Here is an 18,132-nt window from a genome sequence, read left to right on the forward strand (position 1 = left end):
TTTTAAAGTTATATTTATAAAATTACACGAACATAACCTACTTAAGCAGCGGTTGCTGGCGACCCGCCATTTGTAGAGTTATTCGCTTGCTGCACAATCGCCGCGAGAAAATCGCGATTCGACGCAGTTTTCTTTAAGCGTGGCACCAAAGTCTGATAAGCCTGCTCTGGCTCAAGTCCGCCAAATAGTCGCCTTAAGCGATAAATAATAGGCAATTCTTGAGCAGGAGTAATCAACTCTTCGCGGCGCGTGCCAGAAGAATTAATATCCACTGCTGGGAACAAGCGCTTATCTGCCAAATCGCGACTCAAGCGAAGCTCCATGTTTCCAGTGCCCTTAAACTCTTCGAAAATAACTTCATCCATCTTTGAACCAGTTTCCACCAAAGCGGAAGAAATAATAGTCAAAGAACCGCCATTTTCAATGTTTCGCGCGGCACCAAAGAACTTCTTAGGAGGGTAAAGCGCCTGAGCATCCACGCCACCAGAAAGAATACGACCAGATGCAGGAGCAGCAATATTGTATGCACGAGCAAGACGAGTCATAGAATCAAGAAGAACAACAACATCTTGGCCAAGCTCTACAAGCCTCTTAGCACGCTCAATCGCAAGCTCCGCAACAGTAGTGTGGTCTGATGCTGGACGGTCAAATGTAGAAGAAATAACCTCACCCTGAACAGTGCGCTCCATGTCGGTAACTTCTTCTGGACGCTCGTCTACAAGAACAACCATCAAATGCACTTCTGGATTATTAACAGCAATCGCGTTCGCAATATTTTGCAAAGTGATTGTTTTACCAGCCTTAGGAGGCGAAACAATCAAACCACGCTGACCCTTACCAATAGGAGCCACAAGATCAATGATTCTGCCAAGCATACGATTTGGCGTAGTCTCCTGCTTTAAGCGCTCTTGCGGATACAAAGGCGTGAGCTTAGCGAATTGTGGACGATTCTGAGCATCTTCTACGCTCATGCCATTAATGCTGTCAACGCTTTGCAAAGGAACAAATTTTTGGCGCTGATTCCTACGATCACCTTCGCGAGGAGCACGAATAGAACCTTGAACCGCATCTCCCTTGCGCAAACCATACTTTTTGATTTGGCTCATAGAAACGTAAACATCATTTGGACCAGGCAAATATCCAGAAGTGCGCACAAACGCATAAGATTCAAGCACATCTACAATACCAGCAACTGGAACAAGCTCTTCTTTTGGTTCCTCTCTACGAGAAGCTGATTCACGAGACTCGTGGTCTTCACGAATATCATTGCGATCAGAACGATCATTCCTCGTAGGTCGATCTTCACGCTCTAAATGATCAGAGCGATCCGAGCGGGAATCGTAATCATCTCTATCGCGTCCACGACCACGCATACGGCGTTGATACCTGTCATTCCTATCTGAATGCGTATCATAATCGTCATCGCCATTAGAACGCGAAGCTCCGCGTTGCCTGCGAGATTCAGAATCACGATTTGCATTAGAATCAGAAGACTTTTCACTTGGCAAAGTAGCAAGAATCTGATCTAAATCATCTTCCGCATCATCTGCATCATCCGAGTTATTTCCGCGATAATTATCTTTAAAATCAGACTGACGACGACGCTGAGATTGATTATCACGCGTAAACTCACGACGACGCCTAGACTTACCGCTTCTATTTGAATCAACAGAATCATCAGAATCAGAAGATTCAACAGAATCAGGCAAGCCGAGATTTTCTAACAAATCCTCATCAGCAGATTTACGAGCAGACTCACCACTATCATCATCAAAATTGCGACGCGACCTAAAAGATGAAGATGAATCGTATTTAGACTCATCCTCATCATTAAGCGACGAACGACTATCCCTAACAATGCTTTTAGGAACATGTACGCTAACTCCTGCTGGCGCATCCCCACCATTGCGCGCAGCGGTAAGCGTAGCAATCAAATCCGGCTTACGCATTGTAGACGTACCGCGCAGGCCCATTTGCTTCGCAAGATCCTTAAGCTCAGAAAGCTTCATATCATCAAGATTTTGGCTTGTTGCCACAGTTATACCTTTCCCTAACCCCAAGAAACAAACTACTTGGAGCTTTACATGGAAGATTTCGGAAAAATCCGTTGTGAATACAACGATAAGCACATAACAATGTGACTTAATCGCTGATAAATGTATGCTACTACACTCATGCGACTCACAACAACACGGCGTGGCAAAAAGAAAAAACGCTACTTCTTTTCGTGATATGACTTTTCTGTATTAACAGACCAAACATTATCTTTAGACTGTTTTCCACTGTTAATATTAGACACGGCTTCAATAGCAGTAGCCATAGAATGATCCTGATTATTGTAACGATGCTGACCATTTCTACCAACACAATACAAGTTACCAAAACCATCCAAATACTTAACAAGCTCAGGCATCTGAGCATAAGTATCGAAGTAAGCTGGATAAGCCTTTGGAACACGCTCACGATGCGCATCCAAAACATCATCTTCGCCATCAATAACCTGCATACGAGTAAGCTCATCAATCGCAGATTTACGAGCCTCTTCGTCGCTCATATTCCAAAAATCATCGCCCTCATTGCAGAAGTATTCAAGACCAATCCACACAGTGTTGTCAACATCCTTAACGAGATATGGGCTCCAGTTGTTAAAGATTTGCAAACGACCAACTTTGTATCCTGGATCCTGCACATAAATCCAGCAATCAGGCACAATAGGAGGGTTACCTAACGTTGGAATATCAGTCGTATTACGCAAACGCATACGCTTAACAAGAAGTCCAACGGTTACGAAATCACGGTAAGGCAAGCCTTTAGCAACTCGTTGTAATTCGGCTGGAACCTGCACAGACTCATTTCCTTCGGCGCCATGCTCAATAGCTGCAACCAAATCTTTTATTGGCATAGAAGAAATAAACTGATCCGCATGAAGTTCTTGCTGCAAACCATCTTGATTTTCAACGACAACACTAGAAATTTTACCGTCGCACTGTTTAATAGCAACAACTTTTGCATCTGTTAAAACAGTAGCGCCATTTTCACGGCAACGACGTTCAACAGTCTCCCAAAGCTGACCAGGACCAAGCTTAGGATACCAGAATTCTTCAATCAGTGAAGTTTCAACTTCCTGATTTGCCTTCTTTTTCGGCATAAGCTTAGAGAAAGCATTCTTTAAAACTTCAACAATGCTCAAACCCTTAACTCGCTGAGCACCCCAATCTGCAGAAATCTGACTTGGATGCCTTCCCCAAAGCTTCTCGGTATAGCCCTCAAAGAACATAGAATACAGCTTTTTGCCAAAGCGATTAATGTAGAAGTTTTCGAGGTTTGTTTCTGGCAACTTGTGAATCATAGACCAAAGGTAGCTAAAACCAACCTTCATAGTAAGAACAAAGCCCATAGAGCGCAAAGTAGACGCAGAAAGAGAGATAGGGTAGTCGAAGAAATGATGATTCCAGAAGATTCTAGAAACGCGATGACGCTTAAGCATAACCTCATCTTCGACTTCTGGGTCTGGGCCGCCATTCTCTAAATCGTGGTGTCTGCCAAGTTTTTTGTCGTCGTAAGAAGGAGCGCCTTGAAGTGGCAGCATATCTCGCCACCATTGCATAATTCGATCATCTTTAGAGAAGAATCGGTGACCGCCAATATCCATGCGGTTTCCGTTGTATTTTACAGTGCGAGAAATTCCGCCAAACTCTTTAGATGCTTCAAGAACAGTTACATCGTAGCGGCTAGCTCCGCCATCTTTTACAAGCTCCCATGCAGCCGTCAACCCTGCCGGACCGCCACCAATAATCACTACAGATTGTTTCTGGGATTGTGTATCAGTCAATTTTCCTCCATACCTAAAAGACGCTTTATAAAGTCAAAATCGCAAAATTGCAAGCACGTATCTATATTAAAATCTAAACATAAGCTTTACTAGCATACTCTTATCATGCGATAGATTCTGGAATATCGATATCTGTTTTCTGCACTTCTTCCACATTTACGTCTTTAAACGTAACAATACGAACGTTTTTCACAAACCGCGAAGGGCGGTAAACGTCCCACACCCAAGCGTCTGTTAATTGCACGTCAAAATACACATCTTGACCTGCAGAACGCACGTTAAAATCCACCTTGTTTGCCAAATAGAATCGTCGCTCAGTTTCTACAACATACGTAAAAAGCTTAATAACGTCACGATACTCCTTGTACAACGCAAGCTCGGCGTCAGTTTCGTAATTGTCGAGATCTTCAGCGCTCATCGCTTCCCTTCCGCATTATTGCCATTAGTGTTACGCTTACGACCGCGTCCTATAATACGCCACCATGCGCGTTTAGAAGAATCTTCTTTGACTGTAGCCGCATTATACGGCCACGATTCGTCGGAATTATCTTTGCTAACAGGTATTGCAATTGAATGCTCATGCGCACTTAGCGCTTCACAAACACCAGGATTATCTTCAATAACGTGCAGACCAAAAGCGTCTAAAGAACGAATGGCATCATATTCATCTACGAGAGTGTCCATAACAACAAAATCTTGATATTTTTGATTTTGTGAATCCCACAAAGCATCTCTAGCTGTTCCAGTTTTTACAAAACCAAGAGACTGATAAACAGAAAGAGAACGCGTATTCGCTGCTGGAACACCAACCCAAATCCTATGCAATGCTAAACCAACTGTGTCTGGAGCAAAACCATACGTCATAACTCTAGGCATTGCATCTCTAGAATACCCACGACCCCTATAATCGCGTCCTAGAATCACCTGAATTCTAGCGGATTTAGACCAACCATCAATGTCGATCAAAAAAATCATTCCAATAATATCGCCATTGGTATTTTTAGCGTCATCAATAAGATCTGGCACAATTGACCATGCGATTGTTGGGCGTGATTGAGCATCTCCAACAACCCCAGCATAATCAGACATACTTTTATCATTATTGCCCAAAGACCACTGCACAGAACGCTCAACCCACGCATGAACCATAGCACGTTCAGATTGTGAATCCTTGCCAGTTATAACAGCCGCACCATCAAAAGCATGTAATGAATCCATCCTCGCTAAATCTTCGATGGTTGCTTGCCTAAGACGAGCCATCTCGCCGCGTATTGACGGAATTACAATACTTTCTGGTAACTCTCGAGAGTTTGTAGAGTCAGCATTGACTTCCTGCATATTCACCTGTTTCCTGTACCTAATTGACCTTGCGTTACAAAAAGTTCTACAAAAAGCATAAGCAAAATACAAATGCGTAAGCAACTACAATATAAGATTACACTTTTTGCACTCTACACAATGCTATAAAACACAAGGTTAAAACGCAAAGCATAAAATGCAAAAAGTGCATCTATAAACTATTCTTTTCTAGCTAAATTTTAATCTAACTAAAATTTAAATCAGCCTTTAATCTTTGCCATCACGATCTTAGTAACAGCCTTAGCATCAGCCTGACCTTTAGTCGCACGCATAACAGCGCCAATAATTGCGCCCATCGGCTTCATATTTCCAGCCTTAAGCTTTTCTGCAACTTCAGGATCAGCAGCAAGAGCAGCGTCAACAGCAGCTTCCAAAGCGCCGTCGTCGTTCATAACCTTGAATCCGTGCTTCTTAACAACTTCATCAGGCTTACCCTCGCCAGCCAAAACGCATGCAACAGTTTGCTTAGCGAGCTTATCGTTAAGATTGCCATCTGCAATTAGCTTTTCAACTTCAGCCACATCTTGCGGAGTAATAGGCAATTCTTCCAAAGTCACGCCACGAGTGTTTGCTTCGCGAGCAAGCTCACCAAGCCACCACTTCTTAGCACCAGCAGCACTTGCACCAGCCTTAACGGTTTCTTCAACCAAATCAAGAGCATCCGCGTTAAGAATATCTCGCATTTCAAGATCGCTAATACCCCATTCGCTTTGCAAACGGTTACGGCGCTCGCGAGGCATTTCCGGCATCTCGGCCTTCATGCGCTCAATATGCTCTTTCGTGATATGAAGCATAACCAAATCAGGATCTGGGAAGTAGCGATAATCGTCAGCATCCGACTTCACACGACCGCCAGCAGTAGTCTGAGTTGCTTCATCCCAGTGACGAGTTTCCTGCAAAATCTCGCCACCTTCGCTCAAAATAGCAGCCTGACGACGAATCTCATATTGCAGCGTCTTTTCAATACCGCGGAATGTGTTCACATTCTTAGTTTCGGAACGCGTACCAAATGGATCAGTCGACTTGCGACGAAGCGAAACGTTCACGTCAGCACGCATATTGCCCTGCTCCATACGAGCGTGGGAAATGTTAAGAGCGCGAACAATATCGCGAATAGCACGCATATAAGCACCAGCAATTTCTGGAGCGCGGCTACCCGCACCTTCGATTGGCTTAGTTACAATCTCAATTAAAGGCACGCCTGCACGATTGTAATCAACCAAAGAATGATTTGCGCCTTCAATACGACCGTCAGCGCCGCCAACGTGAGTATTCTTACCAGCATCATCCTCAATATGAGCACGTTCAATCGGCACGCGGAACACGGTGCCGTCTTCCAGCTCAACGTCCAAGTAACCATTGCCATTAGTAGGCTTATCATACTGGGAAATCTGATAATCGCGAGGCATATCTGGGTAGAAGTAGTTCTTACGAGCGAACTGGCTCCACTCAGCGATTTCGCAATGCAATGCCAAACCGAGTTTAATAGCGTAATCAACTGCAGTCTTGTTTACAACTGGCAAAGAGCCTGGCAAACCAAGGCTTACAGGAGTTAACTGAGTATTTGGCTCGCCACCAAAAGATACCTCCGCTGGGCAGAACAGCTTTGTGCGCGTGCAAAGCTCAACGTGAGTTTCCAAGCCGAAAACTGGGTCAAATTGCTCCACAGCATCGGCGTATTTCATAAGTTTTTCAGCCATGAGAATCCTTCTTACTTAAGCTTTATTTCACTTTACTTAGCCAATGAATCGAGCCAACCAGCTTTAAGCGACTTCCAGATTGGGCCACTCCACTTTTCTTCGAGCGCTGCTTCCAACGCTGCTGCAGGCTTGTACATCTTTTCATCATGGCATTGCGGAGCAATAATCTGAATACCAACAGGCAAACCATCGTCGCTTAAGCCAGCTGGGAGGCTCAAAGCTGGAACGCCAGCCATGTTTGCAGGAATCGTAGCAATATCGTTCATGTACATGGAGAGTGGATCGTTCATCTTCTCGCCAAACTTAAATGCCGTTGTAGGGCTTGTTGGAGAGACTAGAACATCTACCTTATTAAACGCTTCTTCAAAGTCGCGAATAATAAGCGTACGAACCTTTTGTGCAGAGCCATACCAAGCATCGTAGTAGCCGGCGGAAAGTGCGTAAGTGCCAAGAATAATACGGCGCTTTACTTCGTCGCCAAAGCCAGCTTCGCGAGTTGCAGCCATCATGTTTGCAGCAGTTTGAGGCTTGTCTGCTGGTGGCATTACGCGCAAACCGTAGCGCATGCCATCGTAGCGAGCCAAATTAGAGCTAACTTCGGAAGGCATAATAATGTAGTAAGCAGCCAAAGAATAAGGGAAATGAGGGCAGGAGACTTCTGTTACTTCTGCGCCCATATCCTTAAGCAATTGCACAGCCTCATTAAAGCGTGCTTCAACGCCTGGCTGGAAGCCTTCTCCGCTAAGCTCTTTAACAAGACCAACCTTTACGCCCTTCAAATCACGGCGAGCACCCTCGCGCGCAGCCTGAGCCATTGGAGGAACAGGAGCAGGAATCGAAGTTGAATCGCGCTTATCGTTGCCGCCAATGATTTCCTGCAAAAGTGCAGAGTCAAGAACGGTACGAGAAACAGGGCCAATCTGATCAAGCGAGCTTGCCATGGCGATTGCGCCAAAACGGCTAACTCCGCCGTAAGTTGGCTTTGCGCCAACAGTACCAGTTAAAGCGCCTGGCTGACGAATAGAGCCGCCAGTATCTGTACCCAAAGCAATAGGAGTCTCGAATGCAGCAACAGCAGCTGCAGAACCGCCGCCAGAACCGCCAGGAACGCGCTCAGTATCCCAAGGGTTGCAAGTGGTTTGGTAAGCGGAATGCTCGGTAGAAGAACCTTGAGCAAATTCATCTAGGTTAGTCTTGCCAAGAATTGGCATGCCAGCTGCCTTGAGCTTTTCAATAACAGTAGCATCGTAAGGTGGAACCCAGCCTTCAAGAATCTTAGATGCTGCAGTAGTAGGAATGCCCTTAGTAACAATCATGTCTTTAATGGCAATTGGAACGCCTGCAAGCTCAGGTAAGCCTTCGGCTTCGCCATTAGCGTTCTTTTTATCAAAAGCATCTGCTTGTTCAAGTGCAACATCTGCAGAAACATGCAAGAATGCTTTGATTTCTGGCTCGGCTGCTTCGATTACTGCCAAGTGAGCTTCAACAAGCTCGCGGCTAGAGACTTCTTTAGCTTTTACAGCCTTTGCCATATCGGCAGCAGAAAGCTTTACTAAATCTTGAGTATTAGTCATGTTTTATTCCTCCCCCAAAATTCGAGGTGCTACAAACATGCCAGACTCACTTCTAGGAGCGCCAGAAAGCGCTTCTTCTTGAGTCAATGGCGTAGCAGGCTCGTCTGGGCGCAAATACGCTTCAAGAGGTACTGGATTTGCAGTAGGTGGCACATCTTCGCCAGCAACTTCCTGCACTTTGTTAATGGATTCTGCAATGACGTTTAATTCGCCTTGCAAGCGACTGATTTCTTCGTCGCTTAAAGCAATCTGGGACAAAACACCCAAATGCTCAATTTCTTCGCGTGTGAATGTAGGCATAACCTCAACTATATGTGTGATGCGTGACCTTCTTATAGAAGAAAAAAGCAATATTGATAAAAGATTTACACACGTTACTGTAGAAATATTTTCCCAATTTTAGAACATGATTGTCGATCCATATTTTCTAGGGAAAATTATGTGTAATATTAAAAAAATTTTATTAGTGAGACAATAAGCGAAATAACAATTATTGTCACATACAGTTTTCATAAAATTAACGAGTATAAAATATGTGAAAACGAAGGTCTATGCATGTCAACACGCCATGAAATGTAAATAATTCAATAAAAGAATGTTGGCATTCCAACCTTCTTCATACGTTTATTTGCAGAATAAAAAAATTTGTTTTATTTCACTATCCCAGAAATAAAAAAGCATGTAATAATAAGATGCTATGAGATATTAAGCTAATGCAGCGAAGCATGCCATGCATAGAAGCAAATAAGTTACGGTATCTCATAAAAAATAACAGAAAATATCATAATATAAGGATACATATGAAGAGTACAAAGTTCTACCGTAATGCAGCAATGTTGCTCCTCGCGGGCGCAACTATTGTTCCACAATGCTTAGCAGCACCAGCAATGGCCGCTCCTTCCGCTAAGGATTCTGAACCAGCTACATCTTGCGCAGCTAAGAAAGACTCGTTGAATAATTATTTGTGGGATTTGCAATACGATAAAACAAACATTCTCGCCCGTCATGGCGAAACCATTGAGAACAAATTCTCCAGCGACAGCTTCAACAAGAACGGTGAATTCGTTGTTGTTGAGCATCAGAAGAAGAACATCACCAATACAACTTCAAATTTGTCGGTTACTTCCGCCAACGATGATCGCGTATACCCAGGTGCTCTTTTCCGTGCTGATAAGAATTTGATGGACAATATGCCAAGCCTGATTTCTGCAAACCGCGCTCCAATAACGTTGAGCGTTGATTTGCCGGGATTCCACGGCGGCGAAAGTGCTGTAACTGTTCAGCGCCCAACCAAGAGCTCTGTAACTTCCGCAGTGAACGGCTTAGTTTCTAAGTGGAATGCACAATATGGAGCAAGTCATCATGTTGCAGCTCGCATGCAGTACGATTCTGCAAGCGCACAAAGCATGAACCAGCTCAAGGCTAAGTTTGGTGCTGATTTTGCCAAGATTGGTGTTCCGCTGAAGATTGATTTCGATGCAGTACACAAGGGTGAGAAGCAGACTCAAATTGTGAACTTCAAGCAAACTTACTACACCGTAAGCGTTGATGCACCAGATAGCCCAGCAGATTTCTTTGCTCCTTGCACTACGCCAGACAGCTTGAAGAACCGTGGCGTTGACAACAAGCGCCCACCAGTTTACGTGTCAAACGTAGCTTATGGTCGCTCAATGTACGTAAAGTTCGATACCACCAGCAAGAGCACTGATTTCCAGGCTGCGGTAGAAGCAGCAATTAAGGGCGTAGAAATCAAGCCAAACACCGAATTCCATCGCATTCTCCAGAATACTTCTGTTACTGCAGTGATTCTTGGTGGCAGCGCTAATGGTGCAGCTAAAGTTATTACAGGCAATATCGATACGCTTAAGGCTTTGATTCAGGAAGGTGCAAATTTGAGCACCTCTAGCCCAGCGGTTCCAATTGCATACACCACTTCCTTCGTCAAGGATAACGAAGTAGCAACTTTGCAATCCAACAGCGATTATATTGAAACGAAGGTTTCTTCTTATCGCAATGGCTACTTGACTTTGGACCACCGTGGAGCTTATGTAGCTCGCTACTACATCTACTGGGATGAGTACGGCACCGAAATTGACGGCACTCCTTACGTGCGTTCTCGCGCTTGGGAAGGCAATGGTAAGTATCGTACAGCTCACTTCAACACCACTATTCAGTTCAAAGGAAATGTACGCAATCTACGAATCAAGTTGGTTGAAAAGACTGGTTTGGTTTGGGAACCATGGCGCACAGTATATGACCGTTCTGATTTGCCACTAGTTCGTCAGCGTACTATTAGCAACTGGGGCACAACCTTGTGGCCTCGCGTTGCTGAAACTGTAAAGAACGACTGAATTCATAACACATGATTAAATATAGAAAAATAGAAAAGTAAACACAGGAAAGGGCTTTATCTTGTAGTCAGTTACGAGATAAAGCCCTTATTGTTTTTGCAAAATATTATTTGCAGAATATTTAAATATTTTAGATATCGCGCTAAATATCGCGATGCTTTTCCACAACGTGGCCAATTGCATACATGACTACGCCCCAAGCAAGAACCACCAAGCCTGATTGCCACCATGTAAAAACATATGCGTTTGGTGGAAGCTGTGCACCCGAATTAGGGGAGCCGCCCAAGAATTTCTCCACCGCTGTGGCTGGCAAAAGCTGTATAAGTATTGAATTCCACTTCGCGAAATTGCTTGCAAACATAATAATGCTAAGAACACTAGGCAAAATCATCACGGCTCCAATAACGCACATAATTCCGCCAGCAGTTGACTTGCAAATCATGCCAAAGCCGTACGCCATTGCTGCTACAACAACCATAATTGCAGGAGAGCCAAGAAACAGCGTAAGAGGCAATTTCCACGCGTTGCTTCCAGATAATCCAGAAGTGTTGTCTCCTATAAAGGCTAATTCTGCAGCGCCTAGCGAAACTGCCATTGCAATAAGTTGCACTACAAAAACGTAGATTGCAACAGCAATAAATTTAGCCGTAAAGAACATACCCCTTCTAGGTACAGCAGTAAGAGAAGCCTGAATCGAAGTTGTAGAATGCTCCGCGGTTACAGCAAGCACTGCAAAAATCGCTAGAACAATCAAAGATACAGAAGCAAAACTAATAACTAAGTGGAAAATGCTATCTTGAGATGCAATAAGGCTACTTTTATTGCTCGGCCCAACAGTAATTGCAGCGCTTGATTTGCCTTGATTTGCTCCATTCTTAATGTCAACTTTAGACATTGCTTTTTGCACAATCGCTATAATAAAGCTAAAGATTACTGGCAAAACAATTGTTAATGCCATGCACCACCAGGTGGATGCAAGTCCGCGCAACTTAACAATCTCGGATTTAAGCGTGTGCATAAATGTTAGGCGCAAGTGTTGAGCGTTCATGCTGCGGCCTGTTTTGTACGCGTTGGATTGGTGTGCGTTGAACTCAGAAGATTGCACTTGTTGATTTGCTACTTGCTCACTCATTTTGCACTCTCCTCATTATTAGATTGCTCTACGTTTTGTTCACTCGGCTTTTGTTCACTCGGCTTCGAGCCGCTGCTAGGAACAGCCTTCGTTACATACTGCTCTTGACCGTGTGTAAGAGCCAAATATGCTTCCTCAAGTGACGCGTGCTCGTAATTAAGCTGATATACCAAAATTTGATTATCCGCAATTTCTCGCGCAATCTGACTTAGTTCGCAATCTGTTATTCTAAAAAGTTCGCCTTCTTGAACGTCTTGAGGTGTGCGATTATCTGGCAAAATCTTGCACTCAGGATGATTTTGAGCAAGCACTTGCTTTAGCTTTTCGCCTTCTGGAGTTACAAGTCGCACAGCGTGCTGCGAATGTGCGTCAACAAAATCTTGAACCGTTGTGCGCTTCAAAATCTCGCCATGCGCAATAATCACAAGGTTATCTGCAGTAAGCGCAACTTCGCTCATTAAGTGCGAGCTAAGAAGTATTGCACGGCCTTCGCTTGCGTAATACTTGCATAATTCACGAACCCACTTAACGCCTTCTGGATCTAAGCCGTTAATTGGCTCGTCCAAAATAAGATTGTGCGGATCTGCTAAAAGAGCCGCCGCAATGGAAAGACGCTGGCTCATACCAAGCGAGAAAGATCCTGCTTTGCGGGTTTTAACACTTGATAATCCAGTAATATCAATCACTTCGTCAACGCGCTTTTTTGATATTCCGTGAGTTAAAGCCAATGAATACAGGTGATTGTAAGCCGTACGGCCCCTGTGAGCAGACTTTGCGTCAAGAACTGCGCCAACTTCTGTCATTGGGGATACGATTTTTGCGTAAGGTTTTCCGTCAATAAGAGAAGTACCACTATTGGCATGAATAAGATTTAACGCGCAACGCATGGTGGTAGATTTACCAGCGCCGTTAGGTCCTAAAAAGCCTGTGACTTTGCCGTCTTCGGCGACGAAAGAAACGTCGTTAAGCGCTGTTTTTGCGCCGAAACGCTTTGTAATATGTTGAAATTCTAACATAAATTAACAATATCACAAATAAAAAAAATACACCTAAAATGTAAGTGTTTATGAGTACAGGCTAATGCGTTTTAATTAATATTTTTGTTGAGATCTTGCTGATGAAATTTTAATTAATCTCTTATTAAGATTCAGCAATTTGGTGCTGCATGTTGCGCAATCCACGCGTGCATGGAAACAGCTGCGGCTGCTCCTGCGTTTAGCGAGCGAACAGAGCCAAATTGCGAAATGTAAACAACGTCATCCGCCATTTCTAGCGCTTTTTTAGAAAGACCTGGACCTTCCGCACCAAAAAGCATAAGGCAACGTTTAGGGAACTTGTAGGTTTCCATAGCAACTGCGCCTGGAATAATATCGAGCGCTATAACGCGAGCGTTTTTAGCGTCTTGTTCCTTGATATTTGCGATTTTTTCGGCTTCTTTATTGCCATCTGCTTGTGCTTTAAGCAAAAGTTGATGCGCTTCTTCTGCTTCTTTAAGCATATCTTCGCGCCAATTATTCACTAGAGTTTCAATCGTAGGGCAACACTCAACGTATTGGTAAAGCTCAGTCATTAACGAGCCTTTGCGATTCCATTTATGAGGCCCTACGATATACACTTTTTTCGCAGTAAACGCGTTTGCAGTGCGAACCATAGAGCCTATGTTGAAATCGTGAGTCCAATTTTCTACAGCTACTTCAAACTCATGACGGCCTTTAGAATCGAGATCCGCTTTTATGTCTTCCACTTTCCAGTACCGGTAGCAATCTAAGACGTTACGCTGGTCGCCTTCGTCTAGTAATTCAGCGCTAAACCGCGCATCGTAATTTGGCGATTCTGGATTATCTGGACGAGGCTCACCTGGATGTTCTTCTTCCCATGGGCCAACTCCTATAGGTCGGAATTCTGGCTCATCGGAAGCTTTTGCAGCCAAAGTAATTGGATTCGGTTCGTGCATGTATAAGTTTTGCTCCGTTTAATACTTTTGCTTAGTATTGGCAGCTAGTCTTTGCAGCTAGTCTTGGCAGCCGTCTGTTACGCAATCTCCTGTGCAGTCTGACTTGCAGTGACCGCCACAGCAGTTGTCTTCGCAGCACGGCTCAGTGCAACCGTCATGCTTGCAATCGCCAGTGCACTCTACTTTGCAATGGCCACCGCAGCAATTATCTTCACAGCAAGGCTCAGTGCAACCATCATGAGCACAATCACCCGTGCATTTAACCTCGCAATGACCGCCACAGCAATGATCGTTGCAGCAATCTTCGTGTTCTGCATCTGCGCGTAATTCTTCTTCACCGAAAGCTTGAACAAATGCCATTTTAGTACTCTCCTTACTTATTGGATTTACTAATTGAAGATGCCTTGTGCCTTGTTCGTCGGCGTCAACACCACCAATTAATGCAACTATAGCAAGAATTTGCGCGCCTTGCTGATTAACAATGCCAAAATCAAGACTTAATTCATTTCCGTGTCGTAAAGTCACAAGCGAAGAAGTTTGAACATACGATTTTTCAGAAAGCCAAGAGTCAAGTAACAATACTCGCTTGCCTTTAACTGACGGACCTTTTGTTGCAGGGAAAACAAAATCCATAACAAAGCCGTCGAGTGCAATTCCTTTACGTTCTGCAGCATGAATAAGCGCAAAAACCATAGGCACTGCAGCAGCAGTTAACGCTCCAACTGCGTCAACATCGCGTTCTAACGAATACCCAGCTTTCTCAATTGCATCAAAAAGAACATCACCAACCAACTTGGAGCCGCGCTGAGCAAATGTAACAGAAAACAGTTCACTAAATGGTTTCGCACTCATATCCGCACAAAGCATGCGCTTAAGTTCCGCGCGCTCTTCTTGTAATTCTGTCATTTTGCACTCCTTAGCATTTAGAGTTGTTCAATTTTTGATGCTTTAATGTTTTTATGCTTAACGATCTTCTACTGATACTTCCGGAGCGCTCAGCTCTTTAACATCAGCTTTATCAGAATCTATAAGATCTATTGAAGCAATAACTTTACTTTGATCTAACTTCTGAAGTTTACGCGCTGTTACCAACACTCGCGACTCAAGCGAGGAAGCAAACTTATTGTAAGCTGCAACTGTTCTTGCCAAAGATACGCCAAGTTTTGAAGCATTTTCTCCAAGAACCGCAAAGCGATCGTACAATTCTCTAGATAAATCGAAAAGTTCTTTCGCATCATCTGTAAGACTTTGCTGCTGCCATGCGTACGCAACAGACTTAAGCACAGCCCACAAAGTAACTGGGGAAGTGAGTGCTACTTTTTGCGCAAAGGCATCATCCATAAGCGTTGGATCCGCTTCAAGAGCCGCCTGAAGCAACGCTTCGTTTGGAATAAATGCAACTACAAAGTCTGGTGCTGTTTCAAAAGCCTGCCAATACGCTTTAGCTCCTAATACTCTAACATGCTCTCGCAAAGCCTTAGCGTGCGCTTTTAGAAGCTCGCTCCTTCTAGCTAATTCTTCGTCACTTGCGTTATCTGGGATTTCGCAAGCACGCTGATAATCCGCATATGGAACTTTTGCATCAACTGGAATTGTTTTGCCTCCTGGCAGATGCACAACCATATCTGGCCTCTGCTGTTCGCCATTTACTCCAGTTACAACAACCTGCGTATCAAAATCAACGTGCTCAAGCAAACCTGCAGATTCCACAATATTCTTTAGCTGAGCCTCACCCCAAGCTCCGCGAACCTTGTTATTACGCAATGCTGCAGAAAGCGAACTAGTTTCGCGGTCAAGCCTTGTTTGCTGCTCGCTTAAGCCTTTAAGCTGAGTGCTCAGCACACCCATTTCTTGCTTGCGTCCTTCTTCAATCTGCGAAACTTTATTCTTCAGAGCTTCAAGATTGTCTTTTACTGGAGCAAGCGCTTCCAAGACTTTACCTTGCTCTTTCAAAGTTTTTTCACGATTTAATCGTTCGCGTTCTTCTCGCTCTGCACGCAATTGTTCTTCGCGATTCACTCGCAATTGTTCTGCTTGCTGCGCTTTTAGCAGCTCAGACTCCACAAATTTCAATCGCTCAGCAAGCTGCTCTGCTTGAGTGCGATACCGTATAGCTTGATTGCCATTTTCCTGCGCTTGAGCGCGCGCTTGTTCATACTGCGAGCGCAATTCGTTAAATTCGCGTTGGCTTACGCCATTAGAGCCTTGCGTTCCATTGTTGTGCTTAACAATAGCCAGCACAACAATGGCGGTTATTACGACAGCAACCACCATTAAAACAAACATCACAATATTATCGAACATACGTTCTATTAAACACTATTGAGTTGACTTTTGAAACATAATTAGACACGTCTTTTAAGCACGTTCAAAATAAAGCAATCCACGTCCACACGTGCCGCTCCATAGGCAAACTGCAATTACAGTAAGCACAACAATGACGTATAACAATATGGATTGTCCAGGAATTACAGGCAAAGTTCCAGAAGGATACCATCGCAAAATCAATCCAATTTTACTTTGCAAACCTTGTGTAGCAATATTCATCACCACTAAAAAGACACCAAATGCAAGACCGTAAAACCTTCCAAAACAGGCTAATCCAATCATTATGAGCACAATATCAATCCACGCATTACCTAAAATCATCTGCAATGTACTAAATAGCTGCAAGTCAACTATACGAACAATCAACACTGAAGCGCCAAATGAAACAAACAAACACAATAAAGCAGCACTCAATGCATATATTCGCAACCTTTTCATCACGAAACGTTCCCACGATACCATAATCGGAGCAAGACAAACGAATGCCGCGGCAATAAACCCAACTACAATAACTTCATACAGAGGAACAACAAAATTAACAACACTACTACCAGATTGACATTGAAACGTTATACCTCCTACCGCATTATGCACATTAGCAGAATCCGGCAAACAAATATAACCAACATAAACTGGCAACTGCGTTACAAATGATCTGAATATAACAAGCATTAAAGAGGGAAGGACTACGGACAATAAAATTGCAACGATTGCAACAATATAATGCCTACCTTCAAGCCAAGCGCGAAAATTATTTTTCATGCTTATCACCAAGTTCCGATAAGACTTGTTGTGGAGTTATGCGGCATTGATTAAGTTCTTTAACATGATTTTTTACAAATTGTTTCAGCTTAGCATCATCAGCATTATTAATACTCATAGCCACTTTATCGTTTGCTTCACCTGGAATAAATCCATATGACCCATACACATCATTACTTATACGAGAAGGAAGCTGAGCAAGCAAAAATGCTGTAACAGAAGCGTTTGAATCAAGATTCTTTTTTACATATACTTCTTTCATAGCATTTGATGCACATTTTGCAGGCACAAATCTTTGTAACACTTCTTGAGCGATACCAGTCATATCACCATATTTCTCAGAACGCCTAACAAATGTATCTGTTTGTTGTTGAATAACAGTAGCTTTAAGATTACGTAACTTTATTAAACCACTATTAGTAAGATTCCAAGATTTTTCAGTATTTGTTGGAGTAAACGCATTTCCAAGCACAAGCACAATTCCTTTGCCTTGCGAATCTCTCTGATTCTTAGGAAACCAAGAAGCAACAGTTTTCAAATGTTTAACAGCACGAAGTTTACGAATATAAGCTTCTTCAGGATGTACACAAACAGAAAAAGCAGTATCTTTAAACGTCGTACACTGAGGCACAAAAGGTCCAGAGCGAATCCAAGGTTTTGGACCCCACATAGCTATACAACAAGCACATACTATTGGCATAATTAAAGAAATACTTATTGCTTTTATGCACCAATAAGATCCCTTTTGCCAAAAATATCTAATATGCGCGCAACAAAGAATGCATGAAACGATAACAACACACACAAAGAATATGCGCAAAGTCACCAACCATGGGTTCATTCGCAAACCAGGCTCAGCACCAATACCAGCATCCGACACTGGAAGTATTGCGTATAAACTACTACCCCAATATCTAGGAAAAATATCTCCCTGAGGGATAACGCCATTACGCATTATAATGACGCCATAAATACAGCACCAAATTATTGCAAAAGATAATAAAGCTGATAATACAATTGCCCAACGATTGCCAATAATTACTCCTAAAGTAAAACCAATTGCAAAAAATGCACTCGGCGTCACGCCTCCACACAATAGTGGAAAATACGGAAAATTTGTAATATTTACATCACTCTGAA

15 protein-coding genes are annotated in these 18,132 nt (G+C 43.4%); 1 reads left to right on the forward strand and 14 read right to left on the reverse strand.

The window, feature by feature from the left end; all coding sequences use genetic code 11:
* Positions 1-41 precede the first annotated feature (41 nt).
* From rho to gatC, 7 genes are all read right to left on the reverse strand, one after another.
* A complete protein-coding gene (rho, locus tag HXT25_RS02665) occupies positions 42-2,036 on the reverse strand; it encodes a transcription termination factor Rho (protein WP_004114140.1) in 1,995 nt (664 codons plus the stop codon).
* Positions 2,037-2,215: 179 nt separating this feature from the next.
* Complete coding sequence (locus HXT25_RS02670) at positions 2,216-3,832, reverse strand: NAD(P)/FAD-dependent oxidoreductase (RefSeq protein WP_004114139.1); 1,617 nt, start codon at positions 3,830-3,832, stop codon at positions 2,216-2,218.
* A 103-nt stretch (positions 3,833-3,935) separates the two neighbouring features.
* Positions 3,936-4,250 (reverse strand): DUF2469 domain-containing protein, encoded by a 315-nt coding sequence (locus HXT25_RS02675; RefSeq protein ID WP_004105898.1) that lies wholly within the window; start codon positions 4,248-4,250, stop codon positions 3,936-3,938.
* A complete protein-coding gene (locus HXT25_RS02680; protein WP_004114137.1) occupies positions 4,247-5,170 on the reverse strand; it encodes a GNAT family N-acetyltransferase in 924 nt (307 codons plus the stop codon). Before HXT25_RS02680 ends, HXT25_RS02675 begins: the two co-directional genes overlap by 4 nt.
* A gap of 221 nt (positions 5,171-5,391) precedes the next feature.
* Positions 5,392-6,891: an Asp-tRNA(Asn)/Glu-tRNA(Gln) amidotransferase subunit GatB gene (gene gatB, locus HXT25_RS02685; protein ID WP_004116355.1), complete on the reverse strand. Its 1,500-nt coding sequence runs from the start codon at positions 6,889-6,891 to the stop codon at positions 5,392-5,394.
* A gap of 32 nt (positions 6,892-6,923) precedes the next feature.
* Entirely contained in the window at positions 6,924-8,465 is a 1,542-nt protein-coding gene (gene gatA, locus HXT25_RS02690) for an Asp-tRNA(Asn)/Glu-tRNA(Gln) amidotransferase subunit GatA (protein ID WP_004114132.1), read from the reverse strand.
* A gap of 3 nt (positions 8,466-8,468) precedes the next feature.
* A complete protein-coding gene (gene gatC, locus HXT25_RS02695; protein WP_004114131.1) occupies positions 8,469-8,765 on the reverse strand; it encodes an Asp-tRNA(Asn)/Glu-tRNA(Gln) amidotransferase subunit GatC in 297 nt (98 codons plus the stop codon).
* 500 nt (positions 8,766-9,265) lie between these two features.
* Here gatC and vly point away from each other — a divergent pair, with 500 nt between their 5' ends.
* The gene (gene vly / locus HXT25_RS02700) at positions 9,266-10,816 is read left to right on the forward strand and encodes a cholesterol-dependent cytolysin vaginolysin (protein ID WP_004573633.1); all 1,551 of its coding nucleotides are present in this window, start codon (positions 9,266-9,268) and stop codon (positions 10,814-10,816) included.
* 142 nt (positions 10,817-10,958) lie between these two features.
* Here vly and HXT25_RS02705 read toward each other — a convergent pair whose 3' ends face one another.
* The 7 genes from HXT25_RS02705 to HXT25_RS02735 all read right to left on the reverse strand — a co-directional run bounded on the left by HXT25_RS02705 (position 10,959) and on the right by HXT25_RS02735 (position 18,076).
* Positions 10,959-11,948, reverse strand: a complete 990-nt coding sequence (locus HXT25_RS02705) for an ABC transporter permease subunit (RefSeq protein ID WP_009993690.1) — start codon at positions 11,946-11,948, stop codon at positions 10,959-10,961.
* Complete coding sequence (locus HXT25_RS02710; protein WP_004573631.1) at positions 11,945-12,964, reverse strand: ATP-binding cassette domain-containing protein; 1,020 nt, start codon at positions 12,962-12,964, stop codon at positions 11,945-11,947. Before HXT25_RS02710 ends, HXT25_RS02705 begins: the two co-directional genes overlap by 4 nt.
* A 131-nt stretch (positions 12,965-13,095) precedes the next feature.
* Positions 13,096-13,902, reverse strand: a complete 807-nt coding sequence (locus tag HXT25_RS02715) for a TrmH family RNA methyltransferase (RefSeq protein WP_422118645.1) — start codon at positions 13,900-13,902, stop codon at positions 13,096-13,098.
* 57 nt (positions 13,903-13,959) lie between these two features.
* Positions 13,960-14,808, reverse strand: a complete 849-nt coding sequence (locus HXT25_RS02720; protein ID WP_004573630.1) for a hypothetical protein — start codon at positions 14,806-14,808, stop codon at positions 13,960-13,962.
* A gap of 57 nt (positions 14,809-14,865) precedes the next feature.
* Positions 14,866-16,206 carry a DNA recombination protein RmuC gene (gene rmuC / locus HXT25_RS02725; RefSeq protein ID WP_004137617.1) on the reverse strand — a complete coding sequence of 447 codons (1,341 nt, stop codon included), beginning with the start codon at positions 16,204-16,206 and terminating at the stop codon, positions 14,866-14,868.
* A 54-nt stretch (positions 16,207-16,260) separates the two neighbouring features.
* Positions 16,261-16,992: a hypothetical protein gene (locus HXT25_RS02730; RefSeq protein WP_004137763.1), complete on the reverse strand. Its 732-nt coding sequence runs from the start codon at positions 16,990-16,992 to the stop codon at positions 16,261-16,263.
* Positions 16,982-18,076 (reverse strand): hypothetical protein, encoded by a 1,095-nt coding sequence (locus tag HXT25_RS02735; protein WP_013399345.1) that lies wholly within the window; start codon positions 18,074-18,076, stop codon positions 16,982-16,984. The genes HXT25_RS02730 and HXT25_RS02735 overlap by 11 nt, the downstream gene beginning before the upstream one ends.
* Positions 18,077-18,132: the final 56 nt, after the last annotated feature.

The sequence above is a fragment of the Gardnerella sp. DNF00476 genome, from assembly GCF_049262735.1.
GTDB classification, from domain to species: domain Bacteria; phylum Actinomycetota; class Actinomycetes; order Actinomycetales; family Bifidobacteriaceae; genus Bifidobacterium; species Bifidobacterium vaginale.

What these genes read in the sequence shown, in the direction of transcription:
- HXT25_RS02675 (WP_004105898.1), bottom strand. Translation starts at nt 4,250, where the DNA reads ATGAGCGCTGAAGATCTCGACAATTACGAAACTGACGCCGAGCTTGCG.
- rmuC (WP_004137617.1), bottom strand. Translation starts at nt 16,206, where the DNA reads ATGTTCGATAATATTGTGATGTTTGTTTTAATGGTGGTTGCTGTCGTA.
- vly (WP_004573633.1), top strand. Translation starts at nt 9,266, where the DNA reads ATGAAGAGTACAAAGTTCTACCGTAATGCAGCAATGTTGCTCCTCGCG.
- gatA (WP_004114132.1), bottom strand. Translation starts at nt 8,465, where the DNA reads ATGACTAATACTCAAGATTTAGTAAAGCTTTCTGCTGCCGATATGGCA.
- gatB (WP_004116355.1), bottom strand. Translation starts at nt 6,891, where the DNA reads ATGGCTGAAAAACTTATGAAATACGCCGATGCTGTGGAGCAATTTGAC.
- HXT25_RS02710 (WP_004573631.1), bottom strand. Translation starts at nt 12,964, where the DNA reads ATGTTAGAATTTCAACATATTACAAAGCGTTTCGGCGCAAAAACAGCG.
- HXT25_RS02720 (WP_004573630.1), bottom strand. Translation starts at nt 14,808, where the DNA reads ATGACAGAATTACAAGAAGAGCGCGCGGAACTTAAGCGCATGCTTTGT.
- HXT25_RS02680 (WP_004114137.1), bottom strand. Translation starts at nt 5,170, where the DNA reads ATGCAGGAAGTCAATGCTGACTCTACAAACTCTCGAGAGTTACCAGAA.
- HXT25_RS02715 (WP_422118645.1), bottom strand. Translation starts at nt 13,902, where the DNA reads ATGCACGAACCGAATCCAATTACTTTGGCTGCAAAAGCTTCCGATGAG.
- gatC (WP_004114131.1), bottom strand. Translation starts at nt 8,765, where the DNA reads ATGCCTACATTCACACGCGAAGAAATTGAGCATTTGGGTGTTTTGTCC.
- HXT25_RS02730 (WP_004137763.1), bottom strand. Translation starts at nt 16,992, where the DNA reads ATGAAAAATAATTTTCGCGCTTGGCTTGAAGGTAGGCATTATATTGTT.
- HXT25_RS02705 (WP_009993690.1), bottom strand. Translation starts at nt 11,948, where the DNA reads ATGAGTGAGCAAGTAGCAAATCAACAAGTGCAATCTTCTGAGTTCAAC.